The sequence below is a fragment of the Marinobacter sp. ES-1 genome, from assembly GCF_000475255.1.
GTDB lineage: Bacteria > Pseudomonadota > Gammaproteobacteria > Pseudomonadales > Oleiphilaceae > Marinobacter > Marinobacter vinifirmus.
This window is the reverse complement of the sequence record NZ_AXBV01000032.1, coordinates 227,758-241,789: the sequence shown is the minus strand read 5'-3', so window position 1 is coordinate 241,789 and position 14,032 is coordinate 227,758. Positions and strand designations below refer to the sequence as shown.

Below are 14,032 nucleotides of genomic sequence, written 5' to 3'. Positions count from 1 at the left end.
TATGACCGACCAGGCACCGATTGTAATAGTAGGCACCGGATTGTCCGGATACTCGCTGGTGCGGGAACTGCGCAAGCTGGATAAAACCACTCCGGTGGTGATGGTAACCGCAGACGACGGCGTGAATTACTCCAAGCCGATGCTGTCCACCGGCTTTACCAAGGGTAAGGATGCCAAAGGGCTGGCCCAGGGCGACACCGAGGCAATGGCCGAACAGCTGTCGGTGGACATTCGCACCTACAGCACCGTTACCGGTATTGATACCGGTGCCCGCGAGCTGGTGCTGGGCGACGAGCGGCTGGCCTACAGCAAACTGGTGCTGGCCTGGGGCGCGGATGTGATCCGCCTGGGCCTGGACGGTGATGGCCTGGACCGGGTCTATTCGATCAACGACCTGCTGGATTACCGGGCGTTCCGCAAGGCCCTGGAAGGTGGCAAGCGGGTGGCCATCATGGGTGCGGGGCTGATCGGCTGTGAATTTGCCAACGACCTGCGCAACGGCGGTTATGAGGTGGATGTGATTGCCCCGGATGCCGCCGTTATGCCCAGTTTGCTGCCGGAGGCGGCCGCCAACGCCGTGCAGCAGGAGTTGCAGGCCCTGGGTGTGAACTTCCACCTGGGCACGGTGGTACAGCGGGTGGATCGCGACGGGCAGGGCGTAAAGCTTGCGCTGGCCAACGGCGACACCCTGGCGGCAGACCTGGTGGTTTCTGCGGTCGGTCTGCGGCCACGCACCGAGCTGGCCCGGGCTGCGGGCATTGAAGCCGGTCGCGGCATTGTGGTTAACCGGGCCCTGGAGACGTCTGCACCGGATGTCTATGCCCTGGGTGACTGCGCCGAGGTAGACGGCCAGGTGCTGCTGTATGTATTGCCGTTGATGGCCTGTGCCCGCGCCCTGGCGAAAACCCTTACGGGTGAACGCACCCAGGTGAGCTACGGTGCCATGCCGGTGATGATCAAAACCCCTTGTTGTCCCACCGCGGTGTGCCCGCCACCGGCTGGTGCCGAAGGCGAATGGGACATCGAGCAGGAGGGGTCAGACGTGAAAGCCCGCTTCCTGTCGCCATCGGGCGAAGTGCTCGGGTTTGCGGTGACCGGCCGGTTTGCCGTGGAAAAACAGGCGTTGTCGCGGGAAGTGCCGCCCATCCACAGTGACTGAGCGTTGCGAAATTGTTTCACCTGAGGTAGAAATTCTTTCGTAAGCTAAGGAGCTGGTCGCTGGCTCCTGACCAAAACAACAGGAGCATGCATGCTGGAAATAACCCGGAAGCTGATTGATTTGCTGGATTTGTCGCCCATCGGAGATGACCATTTTCAGGGTGACAGTGAGGATCTCGGCTTTCCCCATGTGTTTGGCGGCCAGGTACTTGGGCAGGCGTTGATGGCGGCCAGCCGTACCGTTGAAGGCCGGTTGTGCCATTCATTGCACGCCTACTTCCTGCGCCCCGGCAACCACAGCATGCCGATTGATTACGAGGTTCAGCGGGTTCGCGATGGCGGCACGTTTTCGGTGCGCCGGGTCATTGCCCGCCAGGACGGCAAGGAGATCCTGACCGGTTCCATGTCATTCCAGGTGGCCGAGGAAGGGCTCAGCCACCAGTTCCCGATGCCGGAAGCGCCAGCGCCGGAAACCCTGAAATCCGAACAGGAACTGGGGCAGTTGCTGGTGGACCAGGTGCCGGAGAAGCTTCGGGACGTGCTCACCCGGGACCGGCCCATCGAGATCCGCCCGGTGAACCCCGGCAACCCGCTCAAACCGGAGAAACAGCCGCCCTACCGCCAGAACTGGTTCCGGGCCCTGGGGCCACTGCCGGATGATCCGGTCTTGCACCGCTGCCTGCTGACCTACGCGTCGGATTTCTCGTTCCTCGGCACCTCCATGGCACCCCACGGCCGCACGTTCATGAACCGGAACATGCAGGTAGCCAGCCTGGACCATGCCATCTGGTTTCACCGGGACTTCCGAATGGACGAATGGCTGCTGTACGACAAGGACAGCCCCAGTGCCTCCGGCGGTCGTGGTTTCAATCGGGGTAATTTCTTCACCCGGGATGGCGTGCTGGTGGCTTCGACCACTCAGGAAGCGTTGATCCGGGAACGGCAGGGCTGATCTGCCAGCCAGTCGATAATGCGGTCAAAAGGTTGCGGCCGGGCCAGGATATAACCCTGAACCAGGTCGCAGCCCATGCTCTCCAGCAGCTTCAGGGTTTTTTCACTCTCCACACCCTCCGCCACCACGGTGTAGCCCAGGCTGTGGCACATCTCGATGGTGGTGCGCACGATGACCCGGTCCTCCTCCCGCTCTGCCAGCTCGGTGATCAGTGAGCGGTCGATCTTGATCTCGCTGGCGGGCAGCTGCTTGATGTAAGACAGCGAGGAATAGCCGGAGCCGAAGTCATCAATGGACAAGGGGATGCCTGCGGCATTGATGGCTTTCAGGGCTTTCAGGGAGTTGGCCGGGTCCTGCATCATGGAGGTTTCCGTCACCTCGAAGGCCAGGTCTCCGGCGGGGCACTGATAGCTTTGCATCATTCGTTGCACAAACACCGGGAAGTCCGGTTCCCGCAGGTTGTTGGGGGAAATGTTGACGGCGATACGAGTCGGAGCGCCCTTTGCCGCCAGCTTTTCCCGTATTTCCAGGGCTTCCCGCAGCACCCAGCGGGTGAGCGGTTTGATCAGGCCGGTTTGCTCGGCCAGTTCGATCACTTCATGGGGCGGGACTTGCCGCTCCCGGTCCGGCCAGCGGATCAGGGCCTCGAAGCCGGTAATGTCTCCGCTTTTCAGGCACTGCTTGGGTTGCAGGTACAGGGTCAGCTGGTTCAGCTCCAGTGCCTGCCGAAGCTCGGACACCAGGGTCAGCCGTTCGGCGCTGTAGGAATCCTTCGACGGCTTGTAATAGGCCACACCCCGTTCCCTGGCCCGTTCCGAACCTTCGGCAATGACGGCTCGCCGGATCAGGGTGTTCACGTCCGTGCCATGATCGGGGTAGATGGCCACCCCCAGCTGGGGGGTGAGCGGTATCTGCATGCCCAGGAAGTCAATGGGCTGGCGGATAACTTCGATATCCCTGAGTACGTGGCGGGGTACGGATTCTGTGCGGTCAGCGTAACTGATCAGCGCGAAGGTTTGCGGGTCCAGGCTGGCCAGGTAGAAGTCCCGGCCCTCGCTCTGTTCTATGGCGACAATGCCGGGCACCTTACGGGTGACATCGTTGAACTGCCGTGATGCCAGTTCCAGTATCCGGTCGGTATTGCGGTGCCCGAGCGTCTTGGTCACGGCATACAGGTTGTTCAGGTGAATGACTGCAATGCCCAGCCGTTGCTTCGGGTTGCGGCGGATCAGTTCGCTCACCCGCAGCTCGAAACTGCTGCGGTTGGGTAGCCCGGTCAGCGGGTTGTGCAGGGCCTGGTCCATCAACTGCAGTTCCGCGTTACGGCGGGCTTCCAGTGCGTGCAGTTCCGCTTCCCGCGAGTGCAGGCGGTCCTGCCGTTCCCGGTAGATCCGGATTGCCAGGGCCAGGCTGAGCAGCATGGCTTCCAGGGCCGAGCCCAGTTCCATGCCGTAGGAGGTAATAAAGCTGTTGGGAATCCAGCCGTATTTGTTGGCGGCCGTGATGGCGCTACCGAGGGTCAGTGCTGCCCAGGCCAGGGTGTAGTACATGGCCTGGGGGTTGCCCCTGAGCCACTGCAGGGGGCCGATAAAGGTCAGCAGCAGCGAGCTTGGGATCACCAGGGCCACGCTCAGGCGCATACCGGTGTTGTAATCGATGAACAGGTTGGCCGCCGCCATGGTCAGGTTCAGGGCCAGCACTGCCAGTACCAGGCGATCCATTTTCGGGCTGACCTGTTTAAGCCGTAAAAACGCCCTGGAGAACATCAGGGTGCAACTCATGGCCAGGGGCACAATCATCGCCATGGCCCGGTTCTGTATGGTCGGACTTTCCGGCCACAGTAGCTGGTAGGTAATACCGTTCAGGCCGCCCACCAGCAACAGGTAGCCGAGGGTGGAGAGTACATAGAACAGGTAAACGGCTTCTTTCAGGGCGATAAAGACAAACAGGTTGAAGCAGATAACGGCAATCAGGATGCCGTAATAAACGGCGTGGAGCTGGCTTTCAACGGAGGCCTTTTCGAAATAGCTACGATTGTTCCAGAGCTGCAGTGGTGCCTGCATGGCACCTTCTGTCTGTATCCGCAGCAACACCTGGTAATTGCCGCCAGGCGCCAGTTGCAGGGGGAACAGGAAGTGGGGGTGTTGTACCGGCCGCTCGGAAAAGGGCATACGGTCGCCGGTTATTACTTCCCGCAGTAACCGGTTGTCTTTAAACAGATAGAAGCCGATAGCGTCGAGCTGCGGGTAGCTGATTTCCAGCAGGTTGCTGTTGCTTGCGTCGGTCACCGGGAACCGGAGCCAGACCTGGTCCCGGATATAGCCAAAGTTGGGGGTCTGGTCCGGCAGCCTCTGCCATTGATCCGAGGCCATGACTTCGCTGGCGGTGACGCTGGCATCCGGGGGCAGGCGCAGATACTCCATTTCCGGAATATAGGACGCAGGTGCCGCATGGAGGTGAAGCGACAAAGTCAGCAAAGCTGTCAACGCTGCCAGAAGCCGGGCCAGTTTCATCAGGATCTGTTGTTACCGTTATTATCGTTCTGAGTCGAGTATGGCCTGTCGCTGCAGGTGGCTCAAGGGCAGCCGGACAGAGTTTTGGCAACTTGTGTAAATAAAGGTCAGATTCCGTTAACCCACTCTTTTACCCAGGGCAGGGCTTCGGCTTCCGGCTCCATGGTTTCCAGCGCGTCTACGCGCAGGGTTTCCCCCACCTTGCGGGCCGAGGTTTCGTAAAGGGCTTCTTCCATCAGGTCGCCGGCGCCGCAGAAGGTGTCACCGTAGGAGCTGTCGCCCAGCACGATAATGCCGAAAGGGCGACCGGGCTGCTGTGGCAGTTGTTCCCGCAGCGCCAGGTAAAACGGCAGCAGGTTGTCAGGGATTTCCCCCTGGCCGGTCGTAGAGGTGCAGACCAGCAGGGCGTCGTCATTGCCGGTGATGTCTTCCAGGGCCGGGGTCTCCAGCACGGTCACCTGGTGCCCTTCGGCTTCAAGCTCTTCCTTGATCTTGCGGGCGATCAGCAGGGCGCCGCCGTAAACACTGCCGGTGAGTATTCGAATTGCTGCCATGTTACTGCCTTATGTCTGTTCAGGTCTCTGCATTGCCGGCAGAGATGGTAATGCGGCAATGGGCCGCGCTCAAGCCGGGCTTTCCGCAGCGGGCTGGCTGTCCTGGCTGCGCACCCTGGGGGCGATGCGGTTGCGGCCATCTTCCTTGGCGCTGTAAAGGTTGGTGTCGGCCAGTTTCAGAAGTTCGTTGACGGACCCGGCCTTGGAGATCGAGCAGACGCCGGCACTGATGGTCACCGGCAGGATCTGCTCCTGGTGGCGGAACTCGGTGGCCGCCACTTCCGCACGCAATCGCTCGGCCAGTGTCAGGGCCTGCAGCAGGGTGGTGTCGGGCAGCAGGATCAGGAATTCCTCACCTCCCCAGCGCGCCGCGATATCCGTTTGCCGGATCACCTTGCGCACCAGGCTGGCAAAGTGCCGGAGGGCGGCATCGCCGGCATCGTGGCCGAAATCGTCGTTGACCCGTTTGAACAGGTCCAGGTCGATCAGCACCACGGAAAAGTGGTGCCCGGAGCGCTGGTAGCGGGAAAACTCGGCGGCAAGGCGGTTGTGCATATCCCGCCGGTTGGCCAGGCCGGTAAGCTCATCGGTACGCGCGGCTTTTTCATGGCTTTCGGCCAGTTTCAGCAGTTTGTTGCGGGCCTGCAGACGGCCGGCCTCCAGCACAAAGCAGAAAATGGATTCGAAGGTGAGGGTGGCGAAAAAGCGTATCTTGAAGTCAGTGGAGTATTCGGCGGCTACTCCGGGCAGGTTGGGAAACTGGAATACGATGATCGCCAGCAGATAGCAGAACAGCAGGATTGCGGTGCCGCCCTTCAGGCTGGTGAGGAAAAACAGTAGCGGAGGGAACACGTAGAACCACAGGGGGCCGGTGTTGCCTTCGCCGCCCGAGGCGATCAGGTAGGCAAACAGCAGGGCAACGGTAATCAGCAGTCCCGCCTTCTGCACCAGCCGGTTGCCGGTCCGCAAATACCAGAGCATATTGGCCAGCACCGGTATATTGAACAGCCAGAGCACGATGGCATGGCTGTGATGGTCGGCAAACCAGGCCTTGAGGCCGATGCCGGTGAGGAACAGCAGCGCCATGGCCGATAACCCGTTCAGCAGGAGGGAAATCTGCTGTTCTTCGTGCTCGGACGATATGATCTGGTTGGGTCGGTAGCTGGCCGTCATCTTGTGTTGTTCTTTTTGACAGGTTTTTGCCAAGTATGCGCCAAAAAACCGCGGCTTTGGAGTGATGTCCGTCCGGTTTGTGATCTTTAGCCCCCATGACAGTTCGGTTTCAATTTTATGATAAAAATTTTATAGTTTGCGCGCGGCAAAATTGCCTGAACTCATTCCGTTCTCAAGAGACCCAATTGTTTATGGCCCGTTCCAGCAGCTTTCTGGATAACCTTCTCAGCAGCCCCTCCACGGAACGGTACAGGGTTGGTTTCAGTGTTCTGTTCCTGCTCTGTGTCTGGTTGATTGTCGGCTCTTTCAGTCAGGGATTACCCAACAGCATGTTGCTGATGGCCGCAGCGGTCATCGGCGGTTATATGGCCATCAATATCGGTGCCAATGACGTAGCCAACAACGTGGGCCCCGCGGTGGGTTCCGGTGCCTTGTCGCTGGGCGCCGCCGTGTTGCTGGCGGCGGTGTTCGAGGCAGCCGGCGCGCTGATTGCCGGTGGCGACGTGGTCTCTACCATCAAGGGCGGCATTATTGATCCCACCACCCTGGAAGATCCCCGCGCCTTTGTCTGGCTGATGACGGCAGCCTTGCTGGCCGGCGCACTTTGGCTGAACCTGGCCACCTGGATGGGCGCGCCGGTTTCCACGACCCACTCCATTGTAGGCGGTGTGCTGGGTGCCGGTATCGCGGCCGGTGGCTGGGCCATCGCCGACTGGGGTGTGATGGGCAAGATTGCGGCCAGCTGGGTGATCTCTCCGGTATTGGGTGGTGCCCTGGCGGCGCTGTTCCTGTTTGCCATCAAGAAAACCGTGCTGTACCGGCAAAACCTGGTGTCGTCGGCCCGCACCTTTGTGCCCGTTCTGGTATCGATCATGGCCTGGGCGTTCACAACCTACCTGATGCTCAAGGGCGTGAAGAAAATCGTCAAGGTGGACTTCCTGTCGGCGTCGATCATGGGCCTGGTGGTGGCTGCCGTGGTGTGGTTCATCATGCGTAACCTGGTGAGCCGTCGTGCCGCGACCATGGAAAACAGTTCCAAGGGCGTGAACACGCTGTTCACCTGGCCGCTGATCTTTGCCGCCGCGTTGCTCAGCTTTGCCCACGGTGCGAACGACGTCGCCAACGCCATCGGGCCGCTGGCTGCGATCAACGATACTATTCGCGCCGGTGGTGGCGTGGTGACCTCTGCCAGCATTCCGCTGTGGGTCATGATGGTGGGTGCGCTTGGCCTGGCCGTTGGCCTGATGTTGTTCGGCCCGCGCCTGATCAAGACCGTGGGCAGCGAGATTACCGAGCTGGACAAGACCCGGGCCTTCTGTATCGCCCTGTCTGCGGCACTGACGGTAATCCTGGCGTCCCAGCTGGGGCTGCCGGTCAGTTCAACCCATATTGCTATCGGTGGCGTGTTCGGTGTGGGCTTCCTGCGGGAGTACCTGAAGTCCAACTACGCCAGCCAGCTGCACAAGATGATCGAGCACCATGACCCGGCGGACCAGGAGCGCCTGAAGCCGTTCCTGGACGATTTCCGCAACGCCTCTGTGGAGGAAATGGAAAAGCTGCTCAAGCAAGCGAAGAAGAAAAAGGAGCAGGTGCCGCTGTCCAAGTCCGAGCGCAAGCGCCTGAAGAAGATTTACAAGGAAGAGATGGTCAAGCGCTCCCACCTGGTGAAGATTGCCGCGGCCTGGATTATCACCGTGCCGGCGTCTGCCCTGATGGCTGCGTTCCTGTTCTTCGCCCTGCGGGGTTTGATGGTTTAATGCCGGGCGGGGCTGGTTAGCGCCCCGCGGTTTGGCCATACTATGAGCATCAGGCCCTGTGCGGGCCGTTTTGCTTCAACGCTATTTTTCAGGGAGTCAGGAATGAGTTCATCTTCCGAGAGCCGTCAGGCCAGAATGATTGAAGAGTTACGGGTGTTTATCAAGAAGGTGATGAGCGAGCCGACCATCGCCGTAAAGTCCATGGAGATTGCCCGTAAGTACAAGGGTGAGCCCAATGCTGACGAGTTGATTGCCCGCGAGATCAGCGCTAACACTACGATCCGTATTCCGGAGACCTGGAGTGAGGCGGACAAGATGTTCCTGGAGATCCTGCACGAGGTGCTGGATGACGAAGAGGCCCTGTATTAAACCTTAGCCAGGTGCAGGGCAGGGTGTGCGAGGAGCTGTTCAAAAACCGCTCCTTCGGCACATCCCTGTGGCGCTTCTGCTCCGCCATCCCTGGCTCCGCAAATTTTTGAACAGCTCCTCGCACACCCCGCCCCGGGCATAGTTCATGCCGTCATCGCACCAGCTACTTCTCATCTTAATGAATGAGCCGTATTATCCCTGAGCTGACTTCAGCCTGGGTTTTGCCTTTGATGGTCGGGGGCTCAATACGGCTTCTGCCATCTGATGCAGGATGGCGATCTCATCGGCAATGCCGTCTTCCTTCGACAATTCCCGCTGTTCCTTCAGGATGTCTGCCAGGATCTCCGGCGTTGTTAGCGGGTTAGCCAACACCACCCGAAACACGATGCACGGGAAGTGGTAATAGCGGGCCGGTTCCAGTCGGGTTCGGGACACGAATGCTTTGCCGCGTTCCCGCTGGGTTTTCTGGATGAACTTGGTGATGCGGTTCAGGCAGGTGTTCATTTTTTCTGCCTGCAGTTCGTCTGCGATGGCCAGGGCTTGCTGGACCGGTTCCGGGCAGTAGCGGTAGGTCAGGATGTTGAGTTCCGGACGGGTGATGAGTTCGAAGTCCGGTTGTTCGTCGATCATGCCAGCGAAGGTCCTGGCTTTTTCGATGCCCTGGTTGATCAGGATTTCGTAGCCTTCCCGGGCCAGGATTTTCAGGCCGGAGTGGATCAGCATGGCCATGCCCGGGCGGGAGCCTTCGAGGGTGGTGCTGCCCAGGTCTCTTGAGCCTTTTCGGATGATGTACTGGGCGTGGTGTTCTACCGCGCTGGCCAGGCTGGGGTCTTTGAAGACGACCAGGCCGGCACCCATGGGTACGTACAGCTGTTTGTGGGCGTCGAAGGTGACGGAGTCGGCCTGTTCTATGCCCCGCAGCAGGTGCTTGTAGGTGCGGGAGAACAGGGTGGGGCCACCCCAGGCGGCGTCTACGTGGAAGTGGGCGCCGAATTCACGGGCGATGTCGGCCATGCTGTCCAGCGGGTCCACTGTGCCGGTTTCGGTGGTGCCTGCTACACCGCAGATGGCCATGACCTTGATTTTCTGTTTCTGCAGTTCCAGGCACTTGTCGCGCAGGGCGTCGGGCAGGATGCGGTTGTATTCGTCGGTTTCAACCGGCACCAGGGCATCGCGGCCCAGGCCCAGCACGTCAGCGGCTTTGCGCAAGGAGTAGTGGCCGCGTTTGGAGACGACGATGGCGGCGCCTTCGTAGCCATAGTATTTCAGGGCCCGGAACAGGCCTTCTTCGTGCAGGCCGCGGAAGCTGCCTTCGGCGGGGAAGGCGCGGTTGCGGGCAACCCACAGGGCTGTCAGGTTGGCGATGGTGCCGCCGGAGCACATGGCGCCCAGGGCGTGCCGGGGGTCGTGCATCCATTTCCGGTAGAAGGAGCCGTCCTGCTGGTACACCAGCCGGTGGATCATGCCCAGTACCTGGCGCTCCATGGGGGTGAAGGCCTTGGAGGTTTCGGTTTTGACCAGGTTCTGGTTCAGGGCGATCATGATCTTTGACAGCGGCAGCATGAAGTAGGGCAGTGCCGAGGTCATGTGGCCGATGAAGGCGGGTGAGGCGGTGTGTACAGAGTTGGCGACCAGTTTGTCGAGCAGGAACTGGGCCTGTTCTGAGACGAACACGGGTTTTTCCGGGATCACGTAGTCGGAGAAGTCTTTTTCGACTTCCGAGAGATCCCGTTCAACGGCAACGATGTGTTCCTGCAGGAAACCGGCCAGGTTGCTGGAGATGTTCTGGTCGATACGGCTGAGCGTGGATTCCGGGGCTTCGGGCACCGTGAACACGCGATACATTGCCTCGACCGAGGCCTGGGCGGATTTTTTCTTTCCGGTCATAGCACCACACACACTCAGGGGTTGTCCGCGGGTCGGTTCCGGAAACCCGGCGGACGGGGCCGGGCTGGGCCCGACATTGAATTTGGTGGCCCGCCGGCAGGCAGGTCATCGACTCCTTGAGGGGCCGTAGTATAAGGCCTGTGCGGGTTTGACGCTATGCCCCGGGGCTTTCGGGGCGTGGCTCAGAGGATTTCCCGGTGGATGTCGAGGATGGCGGCGTCTATGCGCTCCTGTATGTCTTTTTCGACCTGGTCGAGGCGCTGGGTGATTTGCTGGGCGCTGGCGCCCAGGGCGGCGATGGTCCAGGTGGCGCAGTCGAGGGCTTCGTGGTCGGCGGTTTCGGCGACGGCCAGGTCGGGTTCTTTGCCCCAGATGGCTTTCATGGCGGTGAAGGCTTTGCGTTTGGCTTTTATGTCTTCGCAGCCGTAGAGCTGGAAGTGCAGGGTCAGGACGCCTACGTGGGGGGTGATGTCCTGGTGCTGTTGTGGGGTTTTGCCTTCTTTCAGCAGTTTTCTCAGGGCTTCTGACATCTGATGTTCCAGCTTCGGTGCCTGAGCAGGCAGGGATTAGCTTTCCAAAAACCGCTCCTTCGGCACTTCCATGTGGCGCTTCTGCTCCGCCATCCATGGCTCCGCACATTTTTGGAAAGCTAATCCCCGCCTGCTCTCGGGCATTGTTCGGGGAGTCCCCTTGGCCGTTTTGGCAATACACGTCGTTTGCCGCTCCAAGGGGCTGTAGTCTCAGCCTACTACAGGCGTCCCCCGTTTGATAATCGCTGCCGGGTTGGTGCCGGAGGGCAGGTTGCCGTAGTTCATGCCGCCGTTGTTTTGCAGGCGGGAGGCGCAGAAGGCGTCGGCGACGTCTTTGTCGCCAAAGCGCAGCAGCAGCGAACCCTGCATGGTCAGGGCCATGCGGTCGACCAGGTTTCTGGCGCGGTACTGGAAGTCGCTGATGTCGGCGAAGTCGTGTTGCAGTTGGGCCAGGTATTGGTCGAAGCGGCGGTCGGCGCCTTTGGCTTCGGCGGCTTCTTTGAAGAAGGCGTCGAGGGTTTCGGGTTCTTTCTGCAGGGCGCGGAGGGTGTCGAGGCACTGGACGTTGCCGCTGCCTTCCCAGATGGCGTTGACGGGGGATTCCCGGAACAGGCGGGGCATGATGCAGTCTTCCATGACGCCGCTGCCGCCGATGCATTCCATGGCTTCGTAGGCGTGGTTGGGGGTGCGTTTGCAGATCCAGTATTTGCCGACGGGTGTGGCCAGGCGGGCGAGCAGGCGTTCGTGTTCGTTGTCCTGGTTGTCCATGGCCCGGGCGACCCGCATGGTGTAGGCGAGGGCGGCTTCGTTTTCGATGATCAGGTCGGCCAGGACGTTTTGCATCAGTGGCTGGTCGCTGAGGGTTGCGCCGAAGGCACTGCGGTTGTGGCAGTGGTGCGTGGCCTGGGCGACGGCCTGGCGCATGCCGGCGGCGCTGCCGATCATGCAGTCGAAGCGGGTCATGGCGACCATTTCGATGATGGTTCTTACGCCGCGGCCTTCCTCGCCGACCATCCAGGCCAGTGCGCCGCGGATTTCCACTTCGCTGGAGGCGTTGGCGACGTTGCCCATTTTGTTTTTGAGCTGCTGCACCTGCCAGGGGTTCTTGGTGCCGTCCGGGCGCCAGCGGGGCATCAAAAAGCAGGACAGGCCGCTGGTGGTCTGGGCCAGGACCAGGAAGGCGTCGCACATGGGGGCGGAGACGAACCATTTGTGGCCGACCAGTTCGTAGGGCTGGCCGGGGCCTTGCTGGCCTATCGGGTAGGCCATGGTGGTGTTGGCGCGGACGTCGCTGCCGCCCTGTTTTTCGGTCATGGCCATGCCGATGGTGACGGAGGTTTTTTTGCTGTCCGGTACATTTCGGCTGTCGTATTCGTTGGCCAGGATTTTCGGGGCCCAGAGTTTGGCCAGGTCCGGCTGGTTCTGGATGGACGGGATGGCTGCGAAGGTCATGGTCACCGGGCAGCAGTGGGCCGCCTCTACCTGGGAGTGCAGGTAGTACTTGGCGGCGCGGGCAACGTGGGCGCCTTTGCCGGGGTTGGTCCAGGGTGAACTGTGCAGGCCATTTTCCAGGGCCACTCGCATGAGTTCGTGGTAGGCCGGGTGGAAGGTGACTTCGTCAGTCCGGTGGCCGTAGCGGTCGTGGGTGCGGAAGCCGGGTTTGTTGGCGTTGGCCTGGTTGCCGAGTTCGATGGTGTCGGCCAGGCCGGCCCAGGCCCCAAAGCGGGTGAGGTCGTCGTTGGCGAAGCCTGCGCCTTCCCGCAGAACGGCTTCCCGCAGCGCGGTGTCCTGTTCGTAGAGGTTGTAGTTCTCCAGCGGCCGGGGCTGGTTGATGACCTCATGGGTGGCCGACAGGTAACGGTTGTCGGTGGCGGACCCGGTTTTGCGCTGCGGGTTGTTCATGTTTAGCTCCTGGTGCCGGTCAACCCCCGTAGGCAGAAACAGACGATGGTGTCGACCAGTTCATTGTCATTGTTGTCGTTGTCCGGTAGCTCGCTTGTCTGGGTTGGCGACAACGGGCCTACCAGGGCTTCGGATATCGCGCCCACCAGACATGTAGCGGCCAGGCGGGTGTTCTGCTCCGGGATGGTGCCTTCGGCGATGCCTTCCCGGATGGCTTGTTCAAACAGGTTGGCGTAGGCCCTGCGGTACGCCAGTCGTTCTTCTTCTACTTTCGGGTCCACCGGCTCGGCAATCAGCGCCCAGGCTTTCATAGGGCCTTTCAGGGCCCGGTGGGCGAACTGGCGCAGGGCGTGGTCCAGACGCTGTACCGCATTGCCTGTTATGGCCAGGGCTTCGGCTACCTTGTCGACTTCGCGCTGGGTCGCCAGCCGGAAAATCTCCGCAAACAGGTCTTCCCGGGATTCGAAGTGCCGGTAAATCGTGCCGGTTGCCACGCCGGCGAGGCCGGCAATTCGGGTAACTCGGGCGCTCTGGAAACCGCCGTCTGCCACGCATTCCCAGGTGCTTTCGATGATCTTCTGGCGCGCCTGGGCTTTGCGTTGGCGCATTTTTTCAGTTTCACGATAAGCCATGCCGGCTCCTTGCAAGCAGTGAATCATTATTCATTCTTTGTGTCAATTTGAAGGGCCTGGCAGGTGATGGGATTGGCCCTTCAAAATCAATGGCATGCGCCTGTTTACAAAACGTTACAAAAAAGTGGTTGTCAGGAAATAGCGCCGTCAACGAAACCGGATTATAAAGACGCCAAGACGGGGCCGCAGGCGGCCGGCAGTCGAGACGGGGTGCTGCCCGGGAGGGCGTACAGGGCACCTGAAAATCTGTTTTCGTTGATGGAGAAAAGAGCATGAGTGAATTCGACGAAAGCAATCTGGAGCAGTCCGGTAACTGGGTCAGCGACAGTGAGGATAACCATTCTGTTGCCGGCCGTGCCCGGGTAAGGGCCCAGCTGCAGTCAGATATCGAAGCCTTTTTGCAGGGTGGCGGCAAGATCCAGGCAGTGGATACCAGCTTCCGGGCTGATACCCCTCGCAAGGTGGAAGTGGGCTTTAACAACCGTTCCATCTGAGTTCCTTCCCCGATTTCCCTTCTTTACCAGGGCGGCCGGTTTGGCGCCGTCCTGGTTTTTGTCATTGAATTGTCATCTGAGTACTGCAGACTTGCCTCGGCCCTGCAACAG

12 protein-coding genes are annotated in these 14,032 nt (G+C 60.5%); 5 read left to right on the top strand and 7 right to left on the bottom strand.

Translation table 11 applies throughout. From position 1 onward, the window contains the following. Nucleotide 1 precedes the first annotated feature (1 nt). Entirely contained in the window at nucleotides 2–1,159 is a 1,158-nt protein-coding gene (locus Q668_RS04865) for an NAD(P)/FAD-dependent oxidoreductase (protein ID WP_022988487.1), read from the top strand. Nucleotides 1,160–1,249: 90 nt separating this feature from the next. After that, a complete protein-coding gene (gene tesB / locus Q668_RS04860) occupies nucleotides 1,250–2,110 on the top strand; it encodes an acyl-CoA thioesterase II (RefSeq protein WP_022988486.1) in 861 nt (286 codons plus the stop codon). Here the strand turns inward: tesB and Q668_RS04855 are convergent. From Q668_RS04855 to Q668_RS04845, 3 genes are all read right to left on the bottom strand, one after another. Then, nucleotides 2,077–4,623 carry an EAL domain-containing protein gene (locus tag Q668_RS04855; RefSeq protein WP_036219158.1) on the bottom strand — a complete coding sequence of 849 codons (2,547 nt, stop codon included), beginning with the start codon at nucleotides 4,621–4,623 and terminating at the stop codon, nucleotides 2,077–2,079. The genes tesB and Q668_RS04855 overlap by 34 nt on opposite strands. A gap of 107 nt (nucleotides 4,624–4,730) precedes the next feature. Next, nucleotides 4,731–5,177 carry a flavodoxin gene (locus Q668_RS04850; protein WP_022988484.1) on the bottom strand — a complete coding sequence of 149 codons (447 nt, stop codon included), beginning with the start codon at nucleotides 5,175–5,177 and terminating at the stop codon, nucleotides 4,731–4,733. 69 nt (nucleotides 5,178–5,246) lie between these two features. Beyond that, nucleotides 5,247–6,350 (bottom strand): GGDEF domain-containing protein, encoded by a 1,104-nt coding sequence (locus Q668_RS04845; RefSeq protein WP_022988483.1) that lies wholly within the window; start codon nucleotides 6,348–6,350, stop codon nucleotides 5,247–5,249. 191 nt (nucleotides 6,351–6,541) lie between these two features. Here Q668_RS04845 and Q668_RS04840 point away from each other — a divergent pair, with 191 nt between their 5' ends. Both Q668_RS04840 and Q668_RS04835 read left to right on the top strand, forming a co-directional pair. After that, complete coding sequence (locus tag Q668_RS04840; protein ID WP_022988482.1) at nucleotides 6,542–8,107, top strand: inorganic phosphate transporter; 1,566 nt, start codon at nucleotides 6,542–6,544, stop codon at nucleotides 8,105–8,107. A gap of 102 nt (nucleotides 8,108–8,209) precedes the next feature. Beyond that, nucleotides 8,210–8,476, top strand: a complete 267-nt coding sequence (locus Q668_RS04835) for a hypothetical protein (RefSeq protein WP_036219157.1) — start codon at nucleotides 8,210–8,212, stop codon at nucleotides 8,474–8,476. A gap of 192 nt (nucleotides 8,477–8,668) precedes the next feature. On the opposite strand, the gene panP is transcribed toward Q668_RS04835, so the two are convergent. From panP to Q668_RS04815, 4 genes are all read right to left on the bottom strand, one after another. Beyond that, nucleotides 8,669–10,363, bottom strand: coding sequence for a pyridoxal-dependent aspartate 1-decarboxylase PanP (panP, locus tag Q668_RS04830; protein ID WP_036219155.1), 1,695 nt, complete (start codon nucleotides 10,361–10,363; stop codon nucleotides 8,669–8,671). Between the two features lie 182 nt (nucleotides 10,364–10,545). Continuing rightward, complete coding sequence (locus Q668_RS04825) at nucleotides 10,546–10,893, bottom strand: DUF503 domain-containing protein (protein WP_022988479.1); 348 nt, start codon at nucleotides 10,891–10,893, stop codon at nucleotides 10,546–10,548. Nucleotides 10,894–11,103: 210 nt separating this feature from the next. Continuing rightward, nucleotides 11,104–12,795, bottom strand: coding sequence for an isovaleryl-CoA dehydrogenase (locus tag Q668_RS04820; RefSeq protein WP_022988478.1), 1,692 nt, complete (start codon nucleotides 12,793–12,795; stop codon nucleotides 11,104–11,106). A gap of 2 nt (nucleotides 12,796–12,797) precedes the next feature. Continuing rightward, nucleotides 12,798–13,427, bottom strand: a complete 630-nt coding sequence (locus Q668_RS04815) for a TetR/AcrR family transcriptional regulator (protein ID WP_022988477.1) — start codon at nucleotides 13,425–13,427, stop codon at nucleotides 12,798–12,800. A 272-nt stretch (nucleotides 13,428–13,699) separates the two neighbouring features. On the opposite strand from Q668_RS04815, the gene Q668_RS04810 reads away from it, so the two are divergent. Beyond that, entirely contained in the window at nucleotides 13,700–13,921 is a 222-nt protein-coding gene (locus Q668_RS04810) for a hypothetical protein (RefSeq protein ID WP_022988476.1), read from the top strand. Nucleotides 13,922–14,032: the final 111 nt, after the last annotated feature.

Coding starts and splice junctions, on each gene's coding strand:
- Q668_RS04865 (WP_022988487.1), top strand. CDS start 2: ATGACCGACCAGGCACCGATTGTAATAGTAGGCACCGGATTGTCCGGA.
- tesB (WP_022988486.1), top strand. CDS start 1,250: ATGCTGGAAATAACCCGGAAGCTGATTGATTTGCTGGATTTGTCGCCC.
- Q668_RS04855 (WP_036219158.1), bottom strand. CDS start 4,623: ATGAAACTGGCCCGGCTTCTGGCAGCGTTGACAGCTTTGCTGACTTTG.
- Q668_RS04850 (WP_022988484.1), bottom strand. CDS start 5,177: ATGGCAGCAATTCGAATACTCACCGGCAGTGTTTACGGCGGCGCCCTG.
- Q668_RS04845 (WP_022988483.1), bottom strand. CDS start 6,350: ATGACGGCCAGCTACCGACCCAACCAGATCATATCGTCCGAGCACGAA.
- Q668_RS04840 (WP_022988482.1), top strand. CDS start 6,542: ATGGCCCGTTCCAGCAGCTTTCTGGATAACCTTCTCAGCAGCCCCTCC.
- Q668_RS04835 (WP_036219157.1), top strand. CDS start 8,210: ATGAGTTCATCTTCCGAGAGCCGTCAGGCCAGAATGATTGAAGAGTTA.
- panP (WP_036219155.1), bottom strand. CDS start 10,363: ATGACCGGAAAGAAAAAATCCGCCCAGGCCTCGGTCGAGGCAATGTAT.
- Q668_RS04825 (WP_022988479.1), bottom strand. CDS start 10,893: ATGTCAGAAGCCCTGAGAAAACTGCTGAAAGAAGGCAAAACCCCACAA.
- Q668_RS04820 (WP_022988478.1), bottom strand. CDS start 12,795: ATGAACAACCCGCAGCGCAAAACCGGGTCCGCCACCGACAACCGTTAC.
- Q668_RS04815 (WP_022988477.1), bottom strand. CDS start 13,427: ATGGCTTATCGTGAAACTGAAAAAATGCGCCAACGCAAAGCCCAGGCG.
- Q668_RS04810 (WP_022988476.1), top strand. CDS start 13,700: ATGAGTGAATTCGACGAAAGCAATCTGGAGCAGTCCGGTAACTGGGTC.